The following is a 22,467-nucleotide window of genomic DNA, read 5'->3' as shown; positions in this document are numbered from 1 at the left end:
ATGCAGGAAGTCATTGTAAGTAAATTATTAGAATATATACGGGACAATAACCCCGATTTGCTTTTTGAGTTAGAAGCAGAGGATAAACTAAGGGTTTGGTTGTATGAAAAAGCAGATAGTGTTAAGACCCTGTTTGAACAGAAGGAAACCGACAGGCAGCCTGAGTATATTATAATTGAAAAATGCATACTAGAAGCAACAGTAGAGTTACGGCCTTCCCGCTATAATTATATACTTAATCTGCTGGAACAGGAATTTGAAATCAACTATACCTCACTTCTTAATTCTGGGTTGCTTCAGCATGAAGTCATCAATATGATTGGATATTGCGAGCCGGTATTTACTGATTTAAACTTCTCTGAAGAAAACGAGGATAACCAGTTTATACATTATGCTATTACCGGAATGATTAGCGAGTACCTGCAAAGTAACAGTGAGAATGAAAAAGTGAGCAATGGGTTACAACAGCCAACAAAAGCTGAATGATAATATTGCTGCAATCAGGATTGCACTTGAATACAATCAGCAGCAAAAGCTTTCTGATAAACAGGTGCAATCCTTGCGGCAATATTCAGGTTTTGGGGGATTGAAAGCCATCTTATTCCCTAATGCACCAAAAAGAGAATGGATTAAATTTAATGCATCTAAAGCTGACCTGGCATTATATGACGACGTTATTCAATTGCACAATTTGCTGCAACAGCATCTCACTGAAAAGGAGTATAAAGAAACAATTGATTCATTACGTAACAGCATCCTTACTGCATTCTATACACCGGATATTATTCCCAAAGTATTGTTTGCAGAATTAAAGAGCCAGGGCATTGAACCAAAGAGTTTATATGAACCCAGCAGCGGAGCCGGGGTCTTTATTGCTGAGGCTGTAAACACTTTTCCATCTTTACAAAACATTACAGCTGTTGAAAAAGACATTCTTTCGGGACGGGTATTGACTGCACTCAGGAGTTCGATACCCGTTCCTGTTTCTGTGCAGGTGACGGGATTTGAAAACACAAGTAATGACGAAAATGGCAAAAACGATTTAATTGTAAGCAATATCCCATTTGGAAATTTTAAAGTGCTGGATGAACAATACACTGATGAAAATATTTCGGGCAAAATTCATAATTACTTTTTCGCAAAGGGGCTTGATAAAATAAAGGAAGGCGGCTTGCTGGCTTATATAACTACAGATGCCTTCACGAATAGCCCATCTAATAAGGAAGCCAGAGAGTATCTCTTTCATAACTCAAACTTTATAAGTCTTTCGGTGTTGCCTGACAACCTGATGAAAGATACGGGCAATACAGAAGCACCCTCACATTTGTTGATTGTACAAAAGCAATCCGGTAAAAAAGATATTACTACCCATGAGCAACATTTGATTGAGACAACTAAACAGCAGAATGAATTTGGCGAATATCATGTAAACCGGTACATCATTCTGCATCCTGAAATAATATCGGCTAACGAAATAAGGCCGGGAAAGAATCAATACGGCAGAGCTACGGAAACTATCTGGCAAAAAGGAGATATAGATAGTATTCAAAGTAAACTGTCAGCCACTATTGAAGAAGGTTTAAGAAAGAGGTTCAATCAAAAAGCTTTTGAACAAGAAATAGCGGTGCAATTAAAGCCAGTAGGCAAACAGCTTACCTATTTACCTGTTCCCGAAAATATCCCCGATAACAACTCTGTGCAATTGGGTTTGTTTGATGTTGCTCCTGCGGTTAATATTAACAGGGCAATGGCTTATATAAATCCACTGGATGCAACTGTGGTGGATAAGAAGACTGCAAGACTCCTTAATATCATTAAAACCAGGGATAACCCAGAGCATGAAGGCATTGTTATGGTCACCGCAAAATCTATTGCCTTCAAACAATATGCATATAAGCTTTACTCAAACTTCAATGAAATACAATTTGGTGCTAACTGGATGAATGCGGCTGCTTTTCAAAGCGAATTGAAAGGGCTTCCAAATTTATTAAAACAGTACGGCCATGAATTTTATAATGAAGGTGAAGCGGTCTTTCATATTTCTTTAGGAACTGAAGAAGATGACATATTAAAAGATGTCAACCCTTATCACAAAGAAGCTACTTTAATTGTACACAATAACCGGGTGGGCTTTGTTTCATTTCTCACTGGTGAAAAAGATAAACCTGTTTTTCTCCCAAGCATTTACGATAAAAAGGATTTAGCGTTTTATCAGCAATATACACTGGTAAGAGACTGGTATTTGTTGTTGGCAGATAAAGAACTCACTGAAAAGATTGACTTCCCCGAACTAAGAAAAGAATTGAATGAATCTTATGATGCATTAACAAGGGGATATGGGTTACTAAATTCTAATACTAATAAGCAACGAATATTAAAGGATGAAGCATTTGGTTTAACCATACTTGCATCGTTAGAAAGAAAGGAAGGCGAACAATTTGTAAAAGCAGATATCCTTACACAATCATTGGTGCAAAAGCAGGAAGCCTTTCATACATCCAATACACTGGAAGCATTGGCAAAAAGCCTGAATGATAAAGGCAAGGTTGATATCGAATTTATTGCCGTCGCTACCGACTCTACCGAAGAAGAAGCAATAACGACATTAGGCAATCATATCTACCTAAATCCAGCAACATTAAATTGGGAAACTGCCGACCAACTATTGAGCGGCAATGTGGTTAGCAGATGGCGAATAGCTGCTGAGGTTGCAGATAAAAATCCAGACAATGCTCAATTACTACGTAGCCTTCAAGCTTTGGAGAAAGTACAACCTGAGAAAATACCTTTTGAATTATTGGATTTTAATTTGGGAGAACGGTGGATTCCATTAGAGTACTACAATCGTTTCGCATCCCATCTTTTTGAAGTGAATGCTGAAGTTTCATATTTCGCTTCTGTTGATACATTTAAAGTAAAGGTATCATCCAGCAATGCAAAGATTGACCAGGAATATTCTGTGCAGCCAAAAGATGGCAGGCGGATGTTTGGCGATAAACTGTTGGAACATGCTTTGGAAAATACAACTCCCTTCTTTTCATATGAAGTTGATTTGGGAGATAAAACCATCCGGGTGCCGGATAATGATGCTATTCAATTGGGACACCAAAAAGTAGAAGCCATCAGAAATAGTTTTGTAGAATGGCTGAAAGAACTACCTGAAGCAGAAAAGACTGAACTGGTAAATCTTTACAACGATACTTTTAATTGCTATGTGCTGAGAGAATATGATGGAAGCCATATGCAGTTTCCAGGTCTGGATAAAAGGAGATTGGGAATAGATGATTTATACAGCTCACAAAAGAATTCAGTTTGGCGTATCATGCAAAATCGTGGTGCTTTGATTGACCATGAAGTAGGATTGGGTAAAACGCTTACTATGGTGGTGGCTTCTTATGAAATGAAGCGATTGGGTATTGCTAATAAACCAATGATACTTGCTTTAAAGGCAAATGTGAATCAAATTGCTGAAACATACCGTAAAGCTTATCCCAACGCAAGAATATTGGTGCCGGGAGAAAATGATTTTACTCCGGCTAAACGGTTGCGGTTATTTCATGAAATTAAAAACAATAACTGGGATTGTATTATTCTAACGCATGACCAGTTTGGAAAAATTCCGCAAAGCCCGGAGATACAACAACAGATATTCCAGGCAGAGTTGGATAACATAGAAAGAGATTTATATACGCTGAAAGATATGGGCGGCGAAATCTCCCGGCGTATGCTGAAAGGTTTAGAGATACGCAAAACAAACCTGGGAGTAAAACTGCAAGAGCTAAGAAAGGCCATTGATGAAAAGAAAGATGCCGGTATAAACTTTAAAGAGTTAGGCATTGACCATTTGTTTGTGGATGAAGCGCATAAATTTAAGAACCTCACTTTTACCACAAGGCATGACCGTGTAGCCGGATTGGGTAACCAGCAGGGAAGCCAGAAAGCACTCAATATGCTATTTGCAGTGAGAACGTTGCAGGATAAATACAAAAGTGATTTATGTGTAACGTTTTTATCTGGTACACCTATCAGCAACAGCCTTACAGAAATGTACCTGCTGTTTAAATACCTGCGGCCAAATGAAATGGAACGGCAGCGTATTGAAAACTTTGATGGCTGGGCTGCGGTCTTTGCCAAGAAAACAGTTGACTTTGAGTTTTCAGTTACCAATGAAATAATTGCGAAAGAACGTTTCCGGCATTTTATAAAAGTGCCGGAACTGGCTTTATTTTATAATGAGATTACTGATTATAAAACTGCTAAGCATATTAATTTAGATAAGCCTGAATTAGCTGAACAGTTAGTCAATATTCCGCCTACACCCGACCAGCAGGAATTTATCAAGAAACTAATGCAGTTCGCTAAAACTGGTGATGGTTCTTTAATTGGCAGGCCGCCACTAACCGATGAAGAAGATAAAGGCCGTATGCTCATTGCAACCAACTATGCCAAAAAAATGGCGGCAGATATGCGGTTGATAAATTCTTCTCTTTATGAAGACCATCCAAATCATAAAGTAAATGTATGTGCAAGAAAGATAAATGAAATATACAGTGACAGCGCAGACAAGAGAGGAACACAAATTGTGTTCTGTGATATTGGTACACCGAAACCTAATGAGTTTAATATTTATGATGCGTTAAAAGAGAAACTGGTTACAGATTTTGATATTCCCTCTAACAAAATCACCTTCATTCACGACTGGACAGACCGGCAAAAACCGGAACTGTTTCGAAAAATGAATAATGGGGAAATAAGGATTTTGCTGGGCAGCACAGAAAAGGCAGGTACCGGTTTGAATGTACAGTCAAAAGTGGTGGCCATGCATCATTTGGATATCCCCTGGAAACCATCAGAACTGGAACAACGCAATGGCCGTGGTGCCAGGCAGGGCAATAAACTGGCAAAAGAAAGCTATAATAATCAAGTACAGAATTTCATTTATGCAGTTGAGCAATCATTAGACAATTACAAATTTAACTTGCTGAAGAATAAACAAACCTTTATCAGCCAGATGAAGAATTGTGAACTCAATGTAAGAACGATTGATGAAGGCAGCATTGATGAAAAAAGCGGCATGAACTTTTCAGAATACATCGCTATCCTTTCCGGTGATACAACATTGTTGGAGAAATCAAAGATGGAAAAGAAGATAGCTATTTTAGAAAGCCTTCGCAATGCACATCATAAAGAAGTAATCAGGTCAAGGTTTCAGTTGGAAAATATGCAAAGAGATAAAGAAACGACAATACAAACTTTAGATAAATTAAAAACCGATGAAGCGGCATATAAAAAGGTATTGACATTTGAAAAAGATGGAACAAAAGCAAACCCTGTGCAAATAAAAGATTGTCCGGCCGCAACACCAGAAGCTATCGGCATTTATCTTATCCAACTATCACTTAACTGGAAACCTAAGCCTGGTGAAGATGATAGTATTAAAATTGGCAGTCTATATGGCTTTGATTGCATGATACGCCGTCAGAAAGAAACTTATGAAAACAACAGCCTGTTTGAATACCGCTATCAGAATACTTTCTATGCTGAAAGCAAAGCCACCGGTATAAAATACACCTGGAACCAAGGGCATCTAAACACTGACAACCCTAAACTGGCGGCCCGGCATTTTCTAAATTGTATTGACCGGGTAGATGCACTAAAGGATAAGTATGAAAAAAATATTGCGGAACTCGGACGAAATATTCCTATGCTTGAGCAGTTGGTGATGAAACCATTTGAGAAGGAATCTGAGTTAGCTGGCCTTAAAAACGAAGTAGCGAATTTGGAGAGGGAGATAACAATTAAAATTCAAAAGAACCAACTGGCAGCTGATACTGGGCTGGCTGTTAAAGAAGATATGAAAGTAGCTCCTATAGTGAAGATGGAAAAATCGCTGTTGCCAAAAAAGAAAATAGGTGAAGGCAAATCTAAGGGAATGAGAGTTTGAATTTGCAGAACAGACTGCCCTGCAGATTTCCGCAGCCTCAATTGCACAAAACCTTTAATATCGGTGTGTTTCATCCAAGAAGCTGATAGACATGGCTTGCACATATCACTCCGTTTCTTTTAGTGTTAGTGAAGCAAGAATCCATAATAGGAAAATATAGCCGATTAGAATTGCAAAATCCAAATACGTATTATGCAATGAATATTCCGGTTTTATGATTTCATGAATTATATTAACTGCATAATGCAAGGGAAGGCATTTTCCGATAAATGCAGCCCACCCCGGTAGAGTGTTTGTGTCAATAATTAGTCCTGTCAGAAAAAAGGAAGGGAGAATGATAAGGGGAATAAAAGGGAAAACATGTCCTTCGTTTTGTGCAAATGTAGATACAAAGATTCCAAGCATTACCGATACAACCGCAAGCAGCCAAATAACAATGAACAAAAGGAGAATCGTCTGTCCGCTGTAATCTAAATTAAAAAGCCAAAGTGATTCAAAAAGTACCGCCGCTGCCTGAATTGTTGCAAGCCCTATATACCCCAGTGTATAACCCCCGATAATTGATGTTCGCCTGTATCCGCTGATGAGCATTCTCTCTAATGTCCCTCTTGTTCTTTCCTGCACAAGAAGTATGGCACACAAAAGAAAGCTCAAAAAATGGACAATTAAAGCACCGATGGGGATAGTAAAGTTTGTTATCGGTACGTTTGGCGGAAAAGCATTAAAGAGAAGTTTTAGAAAATATATGATAATGAGTGGGGCAATAATGGAAAGTGCCAGGTATTTTTTATCTCCCTGCAATTGCTTTACTATACGCTTGGCGATAATGAATGTCTTCATTGCTTTGTTTCTGATTCTTCTTTTACCTTAATAATATCCAGAACGATACTTTCAATGTTAGAAGGATGAAAAGAGATGGATGTAATATTTTGATTTAATCCCAATTTTTGTAATTCTTTCGCAAGACTTTCGGGAGTTGAGTCTATAACACCTTGCTTCATTTTCCCATTTTCAGAAAATTTATACACTGTTTTGCCTCTTTCCAATATTTTCTGAGGTGTGTCAAGTGCAATAATTTGACCGTTTCCGAGGATAGTAACTCTATCGCATAATAAGGCTTCGTCCATTAAGTGAGTACTGATAAATAAAGTCACTCCTGATTTAGCAAGCTTGCGAAACAGGTTCCATGACTGGATTTTTAAATGTGGGTCAATAGCAGCCGTTGGTTCATCCAAAAAAACAATTTTTGGTTGATGAATAAGTGCACAACATAGCGAAACTCTTTTTTTCATTCCTCCAGAAAAAGTCCTTACAAGGTCATTCGCCCTGTTTGTCAACTCAGCAAAAGCTAAAATGTTGTCTGTCTTTTTTTCTAAATCGCTAACTTTTTGTGCTTCTCCAAAAAACATGATATTCTTTTTTGCAGAGAGGTCATCGTACAATGCAGGCGTCTGTGGCATATAACCGATTTGTCTGCGTAGTTCCCACTTGTTTTGCAATGGGTCTAATCCCAATACCCTTACTTGCCCCTTAGTTGGTTTCAAAGTTCCAACGAGTATTTTTATCAGAGTAGTCTTGCCTGAACCGTTTGGCCCAACCAAGCCATAAATAGAACCTTCGGAAACATTGAGTACAATATTATCTAATGCTCGGATTTTGCCGTAATCTTTAGATAGGCTGTCAATTTCTACAGCATTTGTCATGTGTGTCTTTTCTTTAAATGTTATTTAGAATCGTAGGGTCTCACAGCATATCCGACAACAATTGCATTGCCGAATCTTTGTCAACAAACCTTTCGGCAATACGCTAATTTAAGCTGTATTTTCGAAAGTTAAATGGTTGTTCTTCCTACCCCTCTTACCCCCAACTCTCTCTATCTGGAAAACTATTTGCTGCTACATGGCTAATGTCCAGCTCCGTCTATCAAATCAATAAAGGCATCAATAAGCCCATTGAGTTTAAAGGCTTAAAAGCACAATACATCTGGTACCTGGGCGGTGGGTTGGTAATACTCATGATAATCTTTGCAATACTCTATATCGCAGGTATCAATATTTTCATTTGCTTAATCATTATTTTCTCCGCAGGCACTGCATTGTTTATGTATGTATATAAAATGAGCCGCACTTATGGTCAGTATGGGTTGATGAAAAAGATTGCCCGGAAGGCTGTACCGAGAGTCATCAAGAGTTACTCTATTGTGAAACTGAAAAAGATTTTATTGAAATGAAGAACCTGTTTGATATACTGCCTGTTTATGGCATGGAGCATGATGCCATTCTCTCTAAAATGGGAGATGTTACCGTTGCCTTTAAAGTGGAACTGCCAGAGCTTTTTACGATGAGTAATGATGATTATGAGGCCTTCCATCATGCCTGGATAAAAGCGATAAAGGTATTGCCGGTTAATAGTGTATTGTATAAGCAAGATTGGTTTACTGAGGTAAAATACAAAGCAGGTTTCCAAAATGATGACAATAGCTTTCTCAGCCGCAGCAGCGAACGATTCTTTAATGAACGGCCATACTTAGACCATAGCTGTTACATCATGCTTACAAAGAAACCTGCTAACCGGAAACAATCTTCTTCTGTTTTCTCCGGCCTGTTGCGTAAATCAATTGTGCCGGAAGAAACGCTTCAGCCAAAACATTTTCATGACTTCATGAACCATGTAGGGCAGTTTGAAAAGATACTCTCTGACAGCAGTTTTATTTCCTTTACAAAATTAGATGATGCAGCGTTGTTTAAATTACTTGTTCAATACCTGAACCTGCAATCCAGCGATACATCAATAAGAGATATTGAGTTTAAAGACAACTGGAAGATTGGAGAAAATCATTGCCAGCTTTATACAATGGCGGACGCAGAATTTGTTCCGGCGCTGTGTGGCTCCCGGATTAACTATGATAAATATTCTACCGATAAAACAAAGTTCAGTGTGGGCTTTGCATCACCCATTGGTCAATTGCTTAGCTGCAATCATATCTACAGCCAATATGTGTTTATTGAAGATGTGCAGAAAACAATACAGAAATTGGAGAGTAAAAGACTGCGGCTGCAATCGCTGTCTGCATACAGCCGGGAAAACTTTATTTCAAAGGAGTCAACCGATGCATTCCTGAATGAAGCTATCAGTGAGCAGCGTTTGCCGGTTAAGGCACATTTTAATTTACTAGCCTGGACGGACAACAAAGATGAATTGAAAAATATCCGTAATCTCTGTTCATCTGCACTTACCCAAATGGACGCTACACCAAAATTAGAAACGGAAGGCGCTGCTCAAATATGGTGGGCAGGCATACCCGGCAATGCTGCCGACTTTCCTATGAACGATACGTTTGACACTTTCTCACCACAGGCTTGTTGCTTTTTTAATTTGGAAACAAATTACCGGTCTTCTATAAGTCCAATCGGCATACGGCTTGGCGACAGGCTTAGTGGGAAGCCGGTGCATGTGGATATTTCGGATGAGCCGATGGATAAAGGCATTTGTACCAATAGAAATAAATTCATTTTGGGGCCTTCCGGCAGCGGAAAATCCTTCTTTACCAACCACATGGTAAGGAGCTACTATGAAAAAGGCACACATATTGTGCTGGTAGATGTGGGTCATAGTTACAAAGGCCTCTGCGATATGGTGAAAGGTTACTATTTCACATACAGCGAAACTAAACCAATTAAGTTCAACCCGTTTTATATTGGGGAAGGCGATGTGTTGGATACAGAAAAAAAGGAAAGCATTAAAACCCTTTTGCTGGCTTTATGGAAAAAAGACAATGAAACCTTTAACCGCAGCGAATATGTGGCTTTGTCAAATGCCCTGCAATTGTATTTTGAAAAAGTGGAGAAGCATAAAAATATTTTCCCCTGTTTCAATTCCTTTTTTGAATTTTTAAAAGAAGACTTTGTAGAAAAACTAAAAGGGGATAATGTAAAGGATAAGGATTTTGATGTTTCCAATTTTTTGTATGTACTGAGGCCTTACTATAAAGGCGGTGAGTTTGATTACTTGCTAAATGCGGATGAGAACTTAGATTTATTGCAGCAGCGGTTTATAGTTTTTGAACTGGACAATATCAAAGACCACCCAATACTCTTTCCAGTTGTAACTATTATCATTATGGAAGTTTTTATTTCCAAAATGAGAAAACTGAAAGGCATCCGCAAAATGATTTTGATTGAAGAGGCCTGGAAAGCCATCGCAAAAGAAGGCATGGCAGAATACATCAAGTACCTGTTTAAAACGGTAAGGAAATTCTTTGGTGAGGCCATAGTTGTAACACAGGAAGTGGAAGACATCATTTCTTCCCCAGTGGTAAAGCAAGCCATCATTAATAATAGCGATTGTAAAATATTATTAGACCAAAGTAAATATCAGAACAAGTTTGACCAGATACAGGAATTGCTGGGATTGACGGAGAAAGAAAAAGCGTTGGTATTAAGCATCAACAAAGCAAACGACCCGACAAAAAAATACAAAGAAGTTTTTATTAGCCTTGGTGGCGTGTTAAGCAAAGTGTACCGGACTGAAGTTTCACCGGAAGAATATCTTGCTTACACCACAGAGGAGAAAGAAAAAGTGAGAGTGAATGCCTATGCGGCAAAGTTTGGTGGTGATATTGAAAAAGGCATCAGGGCTATGGCAGATGATATTATTCACTCTAAAAATTAATAGTATGAAAAACGTAACAGTTTTTGTTTTGCTCTTAATGGCTATTGCCAGCAGTTGTAATTCTGCAAAAGATGAAATTGCCGGGTTTATTCCGGGAACTTATGTAAGGGAAGGAACTAACGAATTTGGAAAAGAGTACGATACCCTGGTAATAAGTATCCAGAATAAAGAAGCGAGACAATTTAAAATTATAAACAAATGGCTCTTTGCAAGGCAGGTAGATGGCGAAGCAAAGGAGCCGGAATATAAAGTGAAAGAAACCTCCGGCATCTACAACACCGACAGCAAACTGTTGGAAGAATCCGAAACACTGGACCATTACTCATTTGATGTAAAAGAAAAAGTGCTTTTTGATGGCACTAATAAATACCAAAAAATAAAATGAACTTTTATGAAACGATTATTGGCAATGGCGGGTTTGATGATGTGCTGCATGATACTGCCGGTAAAAGAAACGCAGGCACAAATACCTATTGTAGATATTATCAAGGCTGCAGTTAAAAAGGTTATTAAAGCGGCTGACTTACAAATTCAGCGTTTGCAGAACAAGACTATCTGGCTGCAGAATGCTCAAAAGACATTGGAAAATAAAATGAGTCAGCTAAAGCTGAATGAAATCAGGGATTGGGTTCAGAAGCAAAAGAAACTCTATGAAGATTATTTTGAAGAACTGAAGAAAGTAAAATCAGCCATTGCCAATTACAAACGGGTAAAGGATATTATTGAAATGCAGGTAGCAATGGTAAATGAATACAAAGGAGCCTGGGCATTGTTCCGGCAGGATAAAAATTTTACTGCTGAGGAACTGGAATACATGCTCAGCATCTATATAGGCATGATGGACGAGAGCATGAAAAATATTGACCAGTTATTTATGGTTGTCAATGCTTTTGCTACTCAGATGGCAGATGCCAAACGGCTTGAAATAATTAATGGTGTAGCCGACAATGTGCAGCAACAGTTGCTGGACATGAAGGAGTTTAATTCTCAAAACAAAATGCTGAGCCTGCAGAGGGCCAGTGAGAAGGGTGAGATTGAATATGTGAAGAGATTATATGGGATTGGTATGTAGGTATTTGCACAGTTCATGTTACCTGCTGGCGTTCTGTCCACCGTGTCGATTTAAACCTTGTCAATGTTGGGTATGCCGTCCGCTGTCGAGAAGTTATTTTGTCTGCTGAAAAGTGGTTGGGATATTTTTTATTTTTCAATATGGAAGAAATATTTTTAATCCAATTTTTTCAGGCCTGGAAACTTGTAAGTTCTTTTGCAATTTTTGGACTGTGTGTTAGCTTGTGTGAAATAAAATTGACATTTCTGTCAACCTATTTCAGGACAAGTCAATTGTTATGTCTTACTACCCATTTTCCCCATTGTAGAAACTATTGCTTTTCGTGAATAAAACCGAAACAAAAACGCAAATAATCTGTCTGTAAAAACAGAAAGGACTGTTGGTTTTTTTCGGGATTCCAGTGCCTTTAATGCGATGCTTACAACCTGTTCCGGTGTTTGTGTCATCATTTTAGGTGCCTTGTTTACTCCGCCACCTGCATTAGTATTAAAGTTGGTTGAAATAATTCCAGGGCAAAGCCCCATTACATAAACGCCACGGGATTTTTGCTCATACCATAGCGATTCCGAAAAAGAAGTAACGAATGCTTTGGTGACTGCATAAAGTCCAACGGCAGGCATTGGCATAAAAGCAAGCGATGAAGAAACATTTATTAAGGCATCGCCTGCTTTGGCAGTTTTTAAATATGCATAAGAAAGTTTTACAACTGTTTGAATATTTAAGGTTAATACCTCCTCATATTTTTCAAGAGGGAGTTCTGTGAATTTCCCCACAGCGCCTATTCCTGCATTGTTTATCAGTAAATCAAAATGCTGTTCTAAAATTGTCTGAACAATTTTGTCTTGACCTTCAACAGTTGTCAGGTCTGCTACAATATAGGAATGATTATTTCCTATTTCATTCACCAACTGTTTCAATTTGTTTTCATTTCGGGCAACGGCAGTTATATTGTAACCATTGGTCACCAACTGCTTTGCAAACTCTCTACCCAATCCTTCACTTGCGCCTGTGATTAATGCTGTTTTATTTACCATGATATTTCAGTTTTATCGTATAAAAAGTTTCCTGTTAGTTTTTGTGCTGCTTCGGTTGCCAGCCACACCGGAGTTTCTGCGCCTTTCTCTACACTTCGTGGTGCGGTTGCTCCGCCCATATCGGTGCGAACCCATCCGGGACAAACAGCATTTACCGAAATATTTTTATCCCGAAGTTCGTAAGCAAGTTGTAGGGTTATTGCATTCAGCAGCGTTTTTGAAACACAGTAAGCAGGTGACCATTCCATCACATCCCGGCTTAATGCTCCGCCTGTGCTGGAAACCATTATTATTCTGCCGGGGGAATATATAAATGGAAGAAATGATTTTGTTACATACAGCGGACCATAACTGTTTGTAATGATGGTTTGTTCTAAGAGGTTCTTGTCATTTTGCAATAAGCGGTTATCGCCCTTTACAATAATACCTGCGTTATTGACCAACACATCAATTTTCAGATTTTTTGAAGAAAATTGTTTTGCCGCTTTTTCTATGCTTTCCCGGCTGCTGACATCCATAAGCAATGAATCTGCATTTATATTTTCTTTCAGAAGTCTTTCGAGTGCAGTATTCAATCGTTCTTCATTGCGCCCCGAAATTATTACATGGAAACCTGCTTTGCCACACTCTCTGGCGATTTCAAAGCCGATGCCTTTGTTTGAACCAGTGATAAGAATTACTTTGCTCATCCTATTTGTATTTTTGCTTATTTACTTTATTTCGATTCCTATTTTTCCTGCAATTTTTCCTGTTTCTACATGGCGATGTGCCTGTGAAAGCTCTTTCCAGGGATAAATTTTCTCAATTACGGGTTTTACCTCCCCTGACTCTATGAGGTCACTTAACCCTTCTAAAATTTGCCCATCAGTTTTTACAAAAAAGAATATTGATTTACGTGAGGAAAAGAGATTGAAAAATTTCATAAGCGGAATTTCGACCGGATTACCTGCGATGACAACAGATTTGCCCCGGGGTTTTAGCAGCTTTAAGAATTTTTTAAATCCAATTCCCCTTACACAGTTCAATACTACATCATAACGCACCTTAGTTTGCAGAATATCTGTTTTCCCGTAATCAATAATTATATCTGCCCCTAATTGCTTAGCGAGTTCAACCTTACCTGCGCTGCAGACTGCTGTAACTTCTGCACCAAAATATTTGGCAATTTGAATAGCATAAGTGCCAACTCCTCCCGTTGCTCCGTTTATCAGCACTTTCATTCCCGGTTTAACGGGGGCATGAATGGTAAATGCCTCATACGCTGTCATTCCGACACCCGGTACAGTTCCAGCTTCTGTGATATTCAAATTATCAGGGATTAGTGCAGCAAACGATTCAGGCATTGATATAAACTCTCCATATCCTCCATTTTTATTTATCCCCAGGTAAGCATAAGCCTTGTCGCCTGCTTTAAATTTGGTTACTCCTTTTCCAACTTCAACTACTTTGCCACTTACATCCACGCCCAAAACAACAGGCAGTTTCAACCTCACAAAACTTTTAAGTAAGCCTTTCCTGAGGCCTGTATCTACCGGATTCACACTTGAACCGAAAACTTTTACAAGTATTTCATCCTCTTTTATTTTCGGTTTCACTATCTCCCCAAAATAAAACACATCAGGGTTACCATATTTATTGATGAGCATTGCTTTCATTAGAATAGTTTTTTTGTTTCTAATAATGTAAGTTGCTTGTTCAGTTATTTAACGGCAAATATTTATTCATCCAGCTTACAGCTTTATTTATGGCCTGGCTTACATATTGCTCCTGGTCATATAAATCAATATGATTGGTTGTTTCAATCCAGAAAAAATCCTTAGTAGTTGTAAGCTTTTCGTAAAACTTTTCTGCTCCCGAAGGACTGCAATACAAATCTGTTTTACCATGTATTATCAATGAGGGGGCAATAATTAGCGGAGTACTTGCTATAACATCAAACTGCAACATGTCTTCGTAACTTTGGACTGCCATGCGATTAATATAGTAAGGAGAGTAACCTCTTTTGGTTCCGTAATAGGCAAAAGGTTCATTAGTTGCTTCCATTGCACTCATAGCTGCTTTCCGTTCATTAGCATCGCTCCATACGGCAGGCATATAGTCCACCTCACCGGTAGTTTCAAACTTTTTTCTGGCCGTTGCGGCATTAGCAATCATTTTCTTCAATCCATCTGCTCCGCCAAACCAATTCTTATACTTTGTTGAATCATTATAGTAGGCCGCTATACCAATAAAAATTTTATACCGATTATTTTCAGCAACTGTTTTGGCCATCAGGCCTCCTCCCGCACAAATACCAATGCCGCCAACTTTATCTTTATCAACAAAGGCCAGCGAAGTGATATAATCCATTGCACTATTATTGTCTTCCACTTTTTTAGAAGGAGCTTCAAACTGGCGGGGCATGCCCTCGCTTTCGCCATAAAAGCGATGGTCGTAAGCCAGTGTTATATAGCCTGCTTCCGCAATTTTTTGAGCGTATAAGCCGGCAACCTGGTCTTTTAACCCGGTTTGTGGGCCATCAAAAATAACAGCCGGATATTTTTTGTTTTTATCAAAGCCTGATGGCAGATACAAATGACCTGCCAATGCTAAGCCCCCGCTTTTAAAAGTAATCTTGTTTTTGCCAGGCTGAAATTCCTGTGCGGAAACAGTATTGACAGAAAGAATTGTCAATAGCATACTAAGGCTGAACAATGTTTTAGGTTTCATGTTTTTTATTTTATAATTGGATAATCTTTTTTCTCTATGTTTATTATAACTCCCCATATTGAAATTGAAAGCGCCAATTATTATTTTTAATTGCTGTAATTTATTTTGCACTGTTGATTTGTTGTAATAAATTTTTTAAAAGTATTAAAACTGTAATACCCTGTATTGCATAAGCTATAGTTCTAATCCAATTTGTACGAAGTAATAATTGAATTTTTGCAGCATCAAATCCTGTTTCTGCTAATTCAACGTGCAAACTTCTTTGCCAAATGAATGTAGATACTGTTACAATAACATTCAACGCAATAAACAGATAAACATTCCAATCAGGCAGATAAGCAGGTTTTAACCAAATGAGTATTAAACTCAAAAGTAAATTAGTAAATCCAGGCACTACTGCAGGCAGAACTGCAAACTTATTATTCTGTGTCATATAATCAGCAAAGCCATTGGGATTAAGATGTGAGTACAATGCAAAGTGTTGCAATTGGCTGTTAAGTATATATCCCAAATTATAAAGACTAAAGCCTATGAAAATAATAAAAACTAAATTATTGGTTGCTGGTTGAGTATTCATTCTTTTGTTTTTTATGTTTAAAATATTTGATGATGCTCAATTAAACAATTAAATAATCCTAAAATTGTTTTTGCGTAAGTCCTAATTTAAATTTTGAATAATAACCTGTTGTGCAATTAGAGTTTTTCATAATCGCACAACAGGAAATACATTTAGCTTACAATTTTGAAATTGAAAGCTCCGTTTTGCGTAGCTCCCCAAATTCTTAACCAAACAGGCAATACAGCTTCAGTTCCTCTTGCCGAACTGATGTCTCCCAAGTCAAGGATATTTTCATTCTTCCAGCCAAATTCGTTCATCAAGGATTTTACTTTTGTTTTGGCATCAGCATCATTTCCGCAGATAAAACTTGTATGGTTTCCACCGCCTATCATAGTAGGATTTACCATTAGTCCACACCACATTGTGTTTAATGTTTTTACCACTTTAGCATCGGGGAATGTTTTTTGAATTTCTTCGCCCAACGAATTTGTGTTGGATAGTTCAGGAACTAAACAAGGGGGCATTCCTTTGCTGAAATCTAAAGGATTGGCAACATCCATAATAATTTTCCCATTCAGATTTTTTGCCTCTGCCAATTTTAAAGCGTTAATAGAGTTTGCACCTTGCGAAGCGTTTAAAACAATTTCACCAAAAGCTGCTGCTTCTGCGAATGTTCCTAATTTGACATTTTTATTTTGAGCATACCATTCGCTGAATGGAGGATTTCCATAGCCGTCTTTTGCTGTGCTTGCCAATTTTTCTGACACATTTCGTGTGCCCATCATTACATCATAACCAAGTGTAACGAGTTTGGAAGCGAGGGTTTGACCAACGGTTCCTGTTCCGATAATTGCGATTTTTTTCATTGTTTTTCTTTTTGTTAATTCTTTATTTGATTATTAATTGTTTCGTTCCTCCGTAAACTACATTCTTCACATCTTCTCCAGCAAGAAAATCGTGAGGAAAACCCATTTCTATTTTACTAACCTCATTCAATATATTCATTTGTTCATCAGGAATAGAAAAATTTACACTGCCTAAACTTTCCTCTATTTGCAGGGCTTTATTTGCACCAACAATAGGTATGGAGGTTTGTTCTTTTTGCATCGTCCACCTTATAGCAAGTTGTGCAGGAGTTACTTCTAAAGTTTTTGCAACATCAACAAGAGCTTCTACGATTAGTGTTTTCTCTTCATTCCTCCTTGCACTATTTTCTGAAACCCTTCCTTTTTCTCCTTTTAAATATTTACCTGTAAGTGTTCCGCCTGCCAATGGTGCCCAAGGCGTCATTGCAATTTGCAGTTCTTTAGCCATTGGCAACAAATCTCTTTCAGCTGTGCGTTGTAATAAACTGTATTCAACTTGAAGCCCTGTAAATTGTGTCCAACTTCTTAACTCGGCAATGGCATTGGCTCTTGAAACTATCCAAGCCGGGGTGTCTGAAATACCGATGTAATGCACTTTTCCTGAACGGACTAAATCGTCTAAACCTCGCAGAACTTCTTCAGTTGGAGTTAAAAAATCCCAAGCGTGTAACCATAACAAATCAATATATTCGGTACAGAGACGCTTTAAACTTGCCTCAACCGACCGCATCATATTTTTACGATGATTGCCGGAATAGTTTACATCATTCGGTTTGTCATACAATGTATATTTTGTAGCTAACACAAAATGGTCCCGATCGCTCTGAATAAATTCGCCAACAAATATTTCACTTGTTCCTTCTGTATAACGATTGGCAGTATCAATGAAATTACCTCCGGCATTTGAATAAGCATCAAAACTTTTTTTGCTTTCATCTTTATCAGCACCCCATCCCCATTCAGTTCCGAAAGTCATTGTTCCAAGTGCCATTTCAGAAACTCTTAAACCACTTCTTCCAAATATTTTGTATTTCATTTTATCTCGCTTTTATTAATAAGTAAGTGTGGGTGTTTTTCTCAACCATTCATTTGAGTTCAGTTGTTTCAGCATAAATTGTGCAAGGTCGGCTCTTGAAATTTTTGAGCCACCTTTTGGTGCATACCTTGCAGATACTCTATAAACTCCTGTTAATGGAGTGTCAACTAAGCGAGAAGGGCGAACAATAATCCAGTCAATGTCATTAACTGATTGAAGATAACTTTCCAACTTTTTCATATTGTTGTAGGGCTTACGCAACAACCGTTTGAAAATGAGTTTATAAATAAATTCAAACGAGGGGTCATCGTCTTCTACGCCACCTGATGTAAGGCAGATAAATTTATTTACACCACTTTTACGCATTGCTTCAATAATGTTTTTTCCGCTTTCTGAATAAAGCGCTGTGTCTTTAAAACTTTGACCGATACCTAATGCAGATAAAACAACATCGTGCCCTTTTAAATGATTTTCAAAAGTTGATGGACTTAAAGCATCTGCTTTTATTACCGTTAAATCAAGATGCGATTGAGTAACCTTTTCAGGACTACGCACAAAGGCGGTTACTTTATGTCCTTGTTCTAATGCTTGCTGAACAACTAATTTGCCTGTTGGTCCGCTTGCTCCGAATATTGCTAATTTCATTTTTCTACTTTTAAATAGTTCGTTATTTAATTTAACGATACAAAAGTAGAACGCATTAGCTTATTGGGAATGGTCAATAACTTTGTTGTAATGGTAGATTATTTTTTTGTTGACTGCTTCCTGAATTCAAGCGGTGTCTGGTCGGTGTGCTTCTTGAAGAATTTTCCAAAATTGGCTGGGTCTGAAAAATTAAGTTGGTAAGCTATTTCGGCAATGTCGAAATCGGTAAACTGAATTATTGATTTAGCTTCTGATAATAACCTGTCGTTGATAAAACTCAATGCGTTTTTGTCAGATGCAGATTTAACAGATTGAGAAAGATGGTTTGCTGTTACATTTAATAGGGCAGCATAATCCTCAATTGTTCTTTTCTCTATGTAAAAGTTGTTTACCAATTGAACAAATTTTTGCAATAGAATTTGCTGCGGTGTTGTAAATCCTTCTTCCCATTGTTTGAAAGCATTTGTAAATTCTTTCAACTGATAAAGTAGAGCAAGAAATTTAATGGCTGCCACTTTATGTTGATTGTCAGTTGTGTTTTCATAAGCTGAAAACACATCTTCAAAGTGGGGGGCAAATCCCTGAAATTTTACTTCGTTAAGTTTAAAAAAGTTTGTGTGAAGAATGTTAAAGAATGGAAATTCCTTTTCAAAGTCGGGCTTGAAAAAAGACAGGCACTCCTTTTTAAAGTAAATCAAATAACCGCTTGCTGAATTGTCTCGGAGAAAACTATACAATAATCCTGGTGATTGAAAAACCAAAAACGAATTGAGTTTAGTTACATTGGTATTGTCGTAAGTGATTTTTGTTTTTCCTGCATTGGTAATAAGTCCGATGAAATAAAAATCTTTTCTGAAAGGTGCTTTATAATTATTAATTGCGATTTCATTTTCTTTTAACCTCAAACAGTAAAAATGCGGATTTGAAGTTCTGTAATCAGAGGGAATTGATTGCAGAAAGTCATTTATTTCTTTGTAATATGGAATGGTGTGTTTCATTGTCTCCAAAAGTTAAAAGCAAATGTGCCAAATGTGGGCAGACATAAAATTGAATTTAAAAAATGTGTGGTGGAAAAAATAAAAAATACAGAAGTGTTAGCTTGTCGGGTCGGCAAAAAGTCAGCCGAAAGTCAAGGTCAAATTGTCTGTAATATATCATTATCTTCCGTGTCATTGTCGTGTTGCTGTGTCAGGTTTTACGCTTACAGGTAACTATTGTATTTGCGAATGTTTAAATAGAAACATTTGACAATAAGCTAAGGTAAGTTGTATTTACGAAAGTTGGAGCATAGATAGTCCTACTTCCCATACCCCCAATTTACAAAATCCGGAAAGGGTTTTGTTATAACAAAACTCATTGTGAAGAGTGAAAATTGGAGTGTATGAAAAAAATAATCTTGCTTCCTGTTATTGCAACTTTTTTATTTAATGCAGCAAATGCCCAAACCCTCAACGAATGGGTCAATCAAAAATCTACCCAAAAGAAATACCTGTTGCAGCAAATAGCTGCCCTTCAGGTGTATATTGGCTATGCCAAAAAAAGGGTATAATATTGTAAGTGGTGGTATCAATACCATCCGGGATATAAAGAAAGGCGACCTGAACCTGCACAATACGTTTTTTAGTTCCCTCAAAACAATCAACCCCAAAATAAGCCGCTATGCTAAAGTGGCTGATATTATTTCCTACCAGGTACGCATCATTAAACTTGCCAGGCAAACATTGCAATCCGTCCGGGAAGCCAATCAATTTTCTGCTGAGGAAATTGAATATTGTAAAAGGTATTGGATGCACTGATGGATGATTGCATCCAATCCATTACTGAACTCATAGAAATTATTACCCCTGATAAATTACAGATGACCGATGATGAGCGTCTCGGTAAAATTGATAAGCTGTACCTCGATATGCAGGACAAATTCACCTTCTGCAATGTAATGAGTGAAGATATCAGCCTGCTGGCTTTGCAGCGGTTAACGGAGCAAATAGAAATCAACAGGTCTAAACTTATAAATGGCATAAAATGAAAAAAGTAATTATTGCTATATCTCTTTGCATTTGCTTTATTAGGAGCAATGCCCAGAGTGACGAGGCCCAACAACTTTTACTGAATGTTGAAAAACTGGCACAGTTCAAAAAGATATTGAAGAACATGAAGGATGCTTATACCATAATCTTCAAAGGTTATACAGCAGTTAAAGATTTATCGCAGGGAAACTTTACCCTGCATAAAACATTTTTAGACGGATTGATGGAAGTAAGCCCCGCTGTAAAAAAGTATAAACGAATTACCGATATTTTTAATTACCAGGTCAGAATTTTAAAGGAATATAAAGCAGCCTGGCAACAGTTCCGTGATGATAAACAATTTACCTTGACAGAAATTGATTATCTCGGCAAAGTTTATACAAACCTGTTTAATGAAACATTGAAAAGCCTGGAAGAATTGGCAATGGTTATCACATCTGGTAAACTAAGAATGAGTGATGATGAACGGCTGCAGGCCATTGATAGGATTTACACAAACGTAGTTGACCAGTATTCTTTTTTAAACGAGTTTAATAACAATACCGCCATACTTTCCCTGCAACGAAAATCGGAACAGGCAGAAATAAAGATGTCCCGAATCATAAACGGTATTAAGCAATAATTAAATAGTGAGATATGAAATTGTGTGTGAGATTAATCGGTATAGCTGTATTAATATTTTTAATTCCAAACTTTGCAGAAGCCCAGGGTGCGGCAGGCAGGATACGGAGCCTGCATGAAGTACTTGAAAAGTTGTACGATGATATGATGCCACTATGCAGTCGCCTGATTGGAGTAGGTCGTGGTATTGCTGGCTTTGCAGCCACTTGGTACATTGCATCAAGGGTGTGGGGGCATATTGCCCGTGCAGAGCCGGTAGATTTTTATCCATTATTTCGTCCTTTTGTTTTAGGCTTTGCAGTTTTAATATTTCCTTCCGTAATAGCGATGATTAATGGAGTTATGAAACCAACCGTTACAGCAACCGCTGCAATGGTTACTGATTCGGATAAGGCTGTTGCTCAATTATTAACTATGAAAGAAGAAGCCATTAAGAAAACCGCTTATTGGCAAATGTATGTGGGACCTAATGGTAGCGGAGACAGAGACAAATGGTACAAATATAATTACGCAGATAAAAAGGAAGGCTGGCTTAAAAGCATTGGCAACGACATTAAATTTGCTTTTGCAAAATTCTCTTATAACTTTCGCAATTCCATCAAGCAATGGATGGCAGAAGTTTTAAAAGTGTTGTTTGAGGCGGCAGCACTTTGTATTAATACTATACGAACATTTTATCTGATTGTATTGGCCATACTCGGCCCGTTGGTATTTGGTATTGCTGTATTTGACGGCTTTCAGCATACACTCACTGTTTGGATTGCCCGTTACCTTAATATCTTTTTATGGCTGCCGGTGGCAAATATCTTTGGTGGCATCATGGGCAAAATTCAGGAGAATATGTTGAAAGAAGATTTGCATCAGATTGCCACTAATGGCGACACCTTCTTTAGCACTACCGATACTGCCTATCTTATTTTTATGATTATCGGCATCATCGGATACTTCACTGTTCCTTCGGTTGCCAATTATATTATACATGCCGGTGGTGGTAATACACTGCTGTATAAAGTAACTAATATGATGAGTACATCCAGCCGCACTATTGTTGGCGGTGGCGCTTCAATGGCAAAAGATGCATTAGGAAGTGGCTACAATAAAATCAGCAGCAGTATGGCAGATGCTGGTGTATCGCAAGGGTATTTTAAAGAGGGTAATAGTGGTGGTGGAGGGTATATGAAGGATAAGTTGAGTGGGAAAAGTTAAAAGCTATACCCAATAAAGAGTAGGACTACCTCAGTTACCTGGTGTTTAGATGTACTTGGACGGGTTTTTGAAATGAA

At 37.9% G+C, this 22,467-nt stretch carries 22 protein-coding genes; 11 read left to right on the top strand and 11 right to left on the bottom strand.

Features of this window, described 5'->3' with window-relative positions:
* Both IPK31_13255 and IPK31_13250 read left to right on the top strand, forming a co-directional pair.
* Positions 1–486, top strand: a complete 486-nt coding sequence (locus IPK31_13255; protein MBK8088819.1) for a hypothetical protein — start codon at positions 1–3, stop codon at positions 484–486.
* Positions 455–5,944, top strand: coding sequence for a DEAD/DEAH box helicase family protein (locus tag IPK31_13250; protein MBK8088818.1), 5,490 nt, complete (start codon positions 455–457; stop codon positions 5,942–5,944). The genes IPK31_13255 and IPK31_13250 overlap by 32 nt, the downstream gene beginning before the upstream one ends.
* Positions 5,945–6,049: 105 nt before the next feature.
* Here IPK31_13250 and IPK31_13245 read toward each other — a convergent pair whose 3' ends face one another.
* Together IPK31_13245 and IPK31_13240 are read right to left on the bottom strand one after the other, a co-directional pair.
* Positions 6,050–6,784, bottom strand: coding sequence for an ABC transporter permease (locus tag IPK31_13245; protein MBK8088817.1), 735 nt, complete (start codon positions 6,782–6,784; stop codon positions 6,050–6,052).
* Positions 6,781–7,647: an ABC transporter ATP-binding protein gene (locus IPK31_13240; GenBank protein ID MBK8088816.1), complete on the bottom strand. Its 867-nt coding sequence runs from the start codon at positions 7,645–7,647 to the stop codon at positions 6,781–6,783. Before IPK31_13240 ends, IPK31_13245 begins: the two co-directional genes overlap by 4 nt.
* 203 nt (positions 7,648–7,850) lie before the next feature.
* Between IPK31_13240 and IPK31_13235 the strand changes: the two genes are divergently transcribed.
* The 4 genes from IPK31_13235 to IPK31_13220 are packed head-to-tail and all read left to right on the top strand — an operon-like array spanning position 7,851 to position 11,687.
* On the top strand, positions 7,851–8,174 hold the full coding sequence (locus IPK31_13235) for a DUF4133 domain-containing protein (GenBank protein MBK8088815.1): 324 nt from the start codon (positions 7,851–7,853) through the stop codon (positions 8,172–8,174).
* Positions 8,171–10,615: a TraG family conjugative transposon ATPase gene (gene traG / locus IPK31_13230; GenBank protein ID MBK8088814.1), complete on the top strand. Its 2,445-nt coding sequence runs from the start codon at positions 8,171–8,173 to the stop codon at positions 10,613–10,615. The genes IPK31_13235 and traG overlap by 4 nt, the downstream gene beginning before the upstream one ends.
* A 4-nt stretch (positions 10,616–10,619) precedes the next feature.
* On the top strand, positions 10,620–11,000 hold the full coding sequence (locus IPK31_13225) for a hypothetical protein (GenBank protein ID MBK8088813.1): 381 nt from the start codon (positions 10,620–10,622) through the stop codon (positions 10,998–11,000).
* A 6-nt stretch (positions 11,001–11,006) separates the two neighbouring features.
* Positions 11,007–11,687: a conjugal transfer protein TraI gene (locus IPK31_13220; protein ID MBK8088812.1), complete on the top strand. Its 681-nt coding sequence runs from the start codon at positions 11,007–11,009 to the stop codon at positions 11,685–11,687.
* A gap of 275 nt (positions 11,688–11,962) precedes the next feature.
* On the opposite strand, the gene IPK31_13215 is transcribed toward IPK31_13220, so the two are convergent.
* The 9 genes from IPK31_13215 to IPK31_13175 all read right to left on the bottom strand — a co-directional run bounded on the left by IPK31_13215 (position 11,963) and on the right by IPK31_13175 (position 19,534).
* Entirely contained in the window at positions 11,963–12,721 is a 759-nt protein-coding gene (locus IPK31_13215) for an SDR family NAD(P)-dependent oxidoreductase (protein ID MBK8088811.1), read from the bottom strand.
* Positions 12,715–13,410: an SDR family NAD(P)-dependent oxidoreductase gene (locus IPK31_13210; GenBank protein MBK8088810.1), complete on the bottom strand. Its 696-nt coding sequence runs from the start codon at positions 13,408–13,410 to the stop codon at positions 12,715–12,717. Before IPK31_13210 ends, IPK31_13215 begins: the two co-directional genes overlap by 7 nt.
* 21 nt (positions 13,411–13,431) lie before the next feature.
* Positions 13,432–14,376 carry an NADP-dependent oxidoreductase gene (locus IPK31_13205; GenBank protein MBK8088809.1) on the bottom strand — a complete coding sequence of 315 codons (945 nt, stop codon included), beginning with the start codon at positions 14,374–14,376 and terminating at the stop codon, positions 13,432–13,434.
* Positions 14,377–14,416: 40 nt separating this feature from the next.
* Positions 14,417–15,430: an alpha/beta hydrolase gene (locus IPK31_13200; protein MBK8088808.1), complete on the bottom strand. Its 1,014-nt coding sequence runs from the start codon at positions 15,428–15,430 to the stop codon at positions 14,417–14,419.
* A 100-nt stretch (positions 15,431–15,530) separates the two neighbouring features.
* On the bottom strand, positions 15,531–16,007 hold the full coding sequence (locus IPK31_13195; GenBank protein ID MBK8088807.1) for a hypothetical protein: 477 nt from the start codon (positions 16,005–16,007) through the stop codon (positions 15,531–15,533).
* A gap of 152 nt (positions 16,008–16,159) precedes the next feature.
* Positions 16,160–16,855 carry an NAD(P)-binding domain-containing protein gene (locus IPK31_13190; GenBank protein MBK8088806.1) on the bottom strand — a complete coding sequence of 232 codons (696 nt, stop codon included), beginning with the start codon at positions 16,853–16,855 and terminating at the stop codon, positions 16,160–16,162.
* Positions 16,856–16,877: 22 nt separating this feature from the next.
* Positions 16,878–17,891: an aldo/keto reductase gene (locus tag IPK31_13185; GenBank protein ID MBK8088805.1), complete on the bottom strand. Its 1,014-nt coding sequence runs from the start codon at positions 17,889–17,891 to the stop codon at positions 16,878–16,880.
* Positions 17,892–17,906: 15 nt separating this feature from the next.
* Entirely contained in the window at positions 17,907–18,536 is a 630-nt protein-coding gene (locus IPK31_13180; GenBank protein MBK8088804.1) for an SDR family oxidoreductase, read from the bottom strand.
* Between the two features lie 98 nt (positions 18,537–18,634).
* On the bottom strand, positions 18,635–19,534 hold the full coding sequence (locus IPK31_13175; GenBank protein ID MBK8088803.1) for an AraC family transcriptional regulator: 900 nt from the start codon (positions 19,532–19,534) through the stop codon (positions 18,635–18,637).
* A gap of 383 nt (positions 19,535–19,917) precedes the next feature.
* Here IPK31_13175 and IPK31_13170 point away from each other — a divergent pair, with 383 nt between their 5' ends.
* From IPK31_13170 to traJ, 5 genes are read left to right on the top strand one after another with little or no spacing between them, the layout of a single operon-like run.
* A complete protein-coding gene (locus tag IPK31_13170; GenBank protein MBK8088802.1) occupies positions 19,918–20,085 on the top strand; it encodes a hypothetical protein in 168 nt (55 codons plus the stop codon).
* On the top strand, positions 20,066–20,332 hold the full coding sequence (locus IPK31_13165; GenBank protein ID MBK8088801.1) for a hypothetical protein: 267 nt from the start codon (positions 20,066–20,068) through the stop codon (positions 20,330–20,332). Before IPK31_13170 ends, IPK31_13165 begins: the two co-directional genes overlap by 20 nt.
* A complete protein-coding gene (locus IPK31_13160; GenBank protein MBK8088800.1) occupies positions 20,332–20,562 on the top strand; it encodes a hypothetical protein in 231 nt (76 codons plus the stop codon). Before IPK31_13165 ends, IPK31_13160 begins: the two co-directional genes overlap by 1 nt.
* The gene (locus tag IPK31_13155; GenBank protein ID MBK8088799.1) at positions 20,559–21,185 is read left to right on the top strand and encodes a TerB family tellurite resistance protein; all 627 of its coding nucleotides are present in this window, start codon (positions 20,559–20,561) and stop codon (positions 21,183–21,185) included. The genes IPK31_13160 and IPK31_13155 overlap by 4 nt, the downstream gene beginning before the upstream one ends.
* 14 nt (positions 21,186–21,199) lie before the next feature.
* Positions 21,200–22,390, top strand: a complete 1,191-nt coding sequence (gene traJ, locus IPK31_13150) for a conjugative transposon protein TraJ (GenBank protein MBK8088798.1) — start codon at positions 21,200–21,202, stop codon at positions 22,388–22,390.
* Positions 22,391–22,467 lie beyond the last annotated feature (77 nt).

It is taken from the genome of Chitinophagaceae bacterium (assembly GCA_016713085.1).
Classification (GTDB): Bacteria; Bacteroidota; Bacteroidia; order Chitinophagales; family Chitinophagaceae; genus Lacibacter.
Note: the sequence above shows the minus strand (reverse complement) of the source record. Positions and strands in the feature narration are given on the sequence as shown.